At 40.3% G+C, this 3,862-nt stretch carries 3 protein-coding genes; all 3 read right to left on the bottom strand.

Features of this window, described 5'->3' with window-relative positions:
• Positions 1 to 44 precede the first annotated feature (44 nt).
• Positions 45 to 1,679 (bottom strand): alpha-L-fucosidase, encoded by a 1,635-nt coding sequence (locus tag Q8907_14030; GenBank protein ID MDP4275389.1) that lies wholly within the window; start codon positions 1,677 to 1,679, stop codon positions 45 to 47.
• 11 nt (positions 1,680 to 1,690) lie between these two features.
• A complete protein-coding gene (locus Q8907_14035; protein ID MDP4275390.1) occupies positions 1,691 to 1,957 on the bottom strand; it encodes a hypothetical protein in 267 nt (88 codons plus the stop codon).
• Between the two features lie 197 nt (positions 1,958 to 2,154).
• On the bottom strand, positions 2,155 to 3,862 hold a 1,708-nt coding region (locus Q8907_14040), incomplete at its 5' end, for a glycoside hydrolase family 44 protein (GenBank protein MDP4275391.1).

A 3,862-nucleotide genomic window follows, 5' to 3' on the forward strand; every position in this document is an offset into this window, starting at 1 on the left:
AAATCATGCATATATTTTAATTAAATAAAACAGAGCATTATAGCTTAACACAACTGAGCCAAAGAAATTTTAAATACTACTGCAATATTATTTGGAATGCTATTCGGCTTCCGGATTACCAACGATTCGGGATTGATTTTCCATGAAAGCTTTTCTTTGCTGCCAAGCAGTTCTATTTTTTTGATTTTTTGCGTTCCAATATTTTTAGCAAGTGCATTGAGTGAAATATCTTCGGTCGGGATGCCCATCACCGTGGCATACAGTATGTTTCCCTTTAGGTTGTAACGAATATCTTTTTCGGTATAACGAAGTTTTCCTTCGTTAAAACCTGCCCCATTTAAGCTATTCACTGCATCAACAGAAGGTCCTTCGCCGAAAATTTTCCATGGGCGTGTATCGAAGATACTCTCTTTGTTCACATCCATCCAAGCGGCAATTCCTTCAAGAATGGCGACTTCTTTATCGTCAATTGTACCATCGCCGCGAACAGGGATATTAAGCAACAGGTTTCCGTTTTTACTTACGATGTCAATTAAAGTTCGGATGACAGTTGCAGCCGATTTGTAACGGTTTTGATCATACACATTCCGGTTATAATGCCAGTCGCCAATACAAGTGCAGGTTTGCCAGGCAAGATCTTGTTTTTTGTCAGGAGCACCGCGTTCTACATCCCATACCATACATTTCTTTTGTTCTTCGGTCAGTAACTTCCCAAACATAACAGCCTCTAACTTACCATGGTGAGTTGCCATGTTTTGGTTATAATAGTGAGCAGCAATTTTCAAGCCGGCATCGCTTATAGGGTAAAGCGGAAGGGCAGTATCGTCAAAATAAAGCAAGTCAGGATTATATTTATTGATCAGGTCCATTGTCCTGTTGTAAAATTTATCGCAGTAATCTTGTGAGGGGGTAGTGACAACACCTTTCTGCCATTCCCAACCCCAGCCCATGCTCGGCTTATGGTTCTGTGCATAAAGGGCCTGTGGATCTAAACCTTCCCACCATGTCCCTTTACCATCGGCTTTGGTCAGTTTCCCATCATAAGGAATACCGGCAAATTGTCCTGTTGTATCAGATTTCTGGGCTGGTTCGTAGAATAACCATGCGTGAGAAGCATGCACGCTTAATCCAAAAGGAAGGCCACATTTTTTAGCAGCCTTTGCCCATCCGGTTAGAATGTCTTTCTTCGGGCCTACTCGTACTGAGTTCCATTCCTGATATTTGCTATCCCACAAATCAAAGTTATCGTGATGGTTGGCCATTGCGAAAAAGTATTGCGCACCGGTTTTTTTATAAAGTTTTACCAGTTTTTCAGGGTTCCAGTTCTCGGCTTTCCAGTTGTGAATCATCTCTTTGAACCCCGCTTTGGAAGGATGACCATAGTGGGCCACATGCCACTTGTAATAGTTAGAACCTTCTTCGTACATTCCCCTCGCATACCAATCACCTTGTTCGGCTTGGCATTGAGGCCCCCAATGCGCCCAGATACCGAATTTGGCATTTCGAAACCAATCCGGAACCTTATATTGACTGAGCGATTGCCAGGTTGGCTCAAATTTGCCCGGGGCAACAGACTCGTTGCCAGGCCTGATTGGTGAAGGATATTTTTCCTGTGCTACAGAATTAAAGCTAAAAAATAAAGTAAGTAAAGGAATCACTAAAGCAGTTTTTTTTCTCATATATTTATTATTTATGCTGTCTGGGAGTACATAAAAGTCTGATCTACCTTTAAATTTCTTGTTTTCCCTTCAATACTCCCATCGTTCGGTAAATCAAGGCTACGCCAATGCTCATCGTTGAAATCCTTTGACCTGGCATTAGCCGTATCGCCCAAAAAAAATTTCCAATTGTAATCGAAAAGCTGCTTTCGTGGGTTGTATTCTTGTGCATCTATATTGGTATGACAACTTATAGTAAGTAATATAAATAATGATAATAAATTTAAATAGAAACTCATGGCTCTTTTAATATTATAAAATTTTGTATTGCAGATTATTTATGAACACGAATAAGTTGATATAGATGGAGATCCATAAAAATTACATGGTAAATTTTCGAACTAATTATGTTTTTTTTCTCAGCAGATTGAGACAAACTATAAATTTAGTATAGCTAAATCCTCAACCTGGGCCCAAGCCAACTCACTGAAGCATATTACCGCACAATCGAAAATTCCTTTGTAAATGTTTGATGCGGATTTTTTACAGACAAAAAATAAATGCCGCTTGAAAGTGCAGACACATTTATCGAGAGAGCTGTATTCACATCATAATTCACAAACGAAGACCGGATCTTCCTCCCAGTTTGGTCAAATATTGCAAGTTCAATTGGTTCGGCAACATTTGTATTCAATCTGATTTTGAGTATGTCACTGGATGGATTAGGGAAAATCTCAATTACATCTTTTTGTTGCTTGTAATCTGTGATCCCAGTTACTGATGATGTTGATTTCAGTAAAACTGCCGTAGTAGAAAGTGCTGGCACTGTGATGCTAAAGGAATTTGAGTTCACTTTGACCGAATTCGATTTCAATGCATTATCTGTATGCGACTTGAATGTCTCCGTTGCAGGCAATGAGGATAGCTGAAGTGTTGTACAAGTCAAATTATCAACTGGGAAACCACTCAGATTTACCCTTACATTATGCGCAGCACTTATGTCTCTATTCACAATGATTACAGTCATTGAGTCAGCTTTTTCATTTACAGTAGTATAGGCTGAAACTGTGTTCTCGATTGAAGAAGTGCTAGAAACACTATAGTCTTTAGCATAGCGGCTGAAAAGGTGTAAGGTTTCCCACATGCCGGTAAACCAAGTCCAAGGTGTAAACAACTCGACCCCATTATTGGCAAAGGTGCCAAGATGAGAAGCATATATAACAGAAGCATAATTTGGGTCAGAGGGTCCAGGGCTCCATTCGCTTAGGCCAGTTGTTATACCATGGTTCGCTCCAAAATATTCGTTTAACCAATCGTTGAAACGCTTGAAAATATATTGTTTTTTAAGTGATGTATCCCAGCCACCTGTACTTGTATAAATACCATTTGAACCTGGATAAACGTAGGTTGTATCATAGTAAATCCGATGGCCTTGTAGCGACTCTGTGTCATTGTTATAATATGGATAGTTATGAATATCAATAACATCTACAAGTTTAATACCGGTAGCTTTATACTCATCCCCCAGGCGTTTTATGAAATACTCAATCCAGGGATAATACCTGCCATTGATGTATAGACTTTCATTTGACCATTTATACCACTGCCATTCAGAGGTTGTAACAGGTGCACAGAGCTTGATGCCAGGATATAATGCTTTTGCCTTTTTCGCTAATTCTATGTAACGGTCCATAAATGCAGAGGCAGAAATTAACGTGGGCATAGCCCAGTCATGGGTGCCATTCCATACATCTACCTCGTTATCCATATCCCAGTATAAAAACTGTTTTGGGTTCAACCCTAATCCATTTGCTCCAAACCAATGGTTAAGAATCGCCACCGAAGAGTCGGCTGGCCATGGCTTAGAGAACAAATTAATGTCTCCGTCAACCAGGGCTTTACTCCCGCCGGCCGGATTAGGTGTCCCTCCACCAGCTAAATTCTGACCAACACCAGACCAATAATGGGACTGGTTGTAGGCCCAGTCATTGAAATTGTGCTGGTCGCTGGATGCAGCTCTGCCAAGTAATTGAAAGGCAAAAAAACCCTGCATGTTGGGAAAGTTGTTATTGATTTTTTGTGCATAAACATCCCAATCTGTCCCATAAACGTTATTATACCAGTCGGGATGAACCGTAAGTTTTAGTCGCCAGTTATATGCAGACATGTTATTACCTCCGCCAACCCGAGCTAAACGCAATCCT

This window comes from Bacteroidota bacterium (assembly GCA_030706565.1).
Classification (GTDB): domain Bacteria; phylum Bacteroidota; class Bacteroidia; order Bacteroidales; family JAUZOH01; genus JAUZOH01.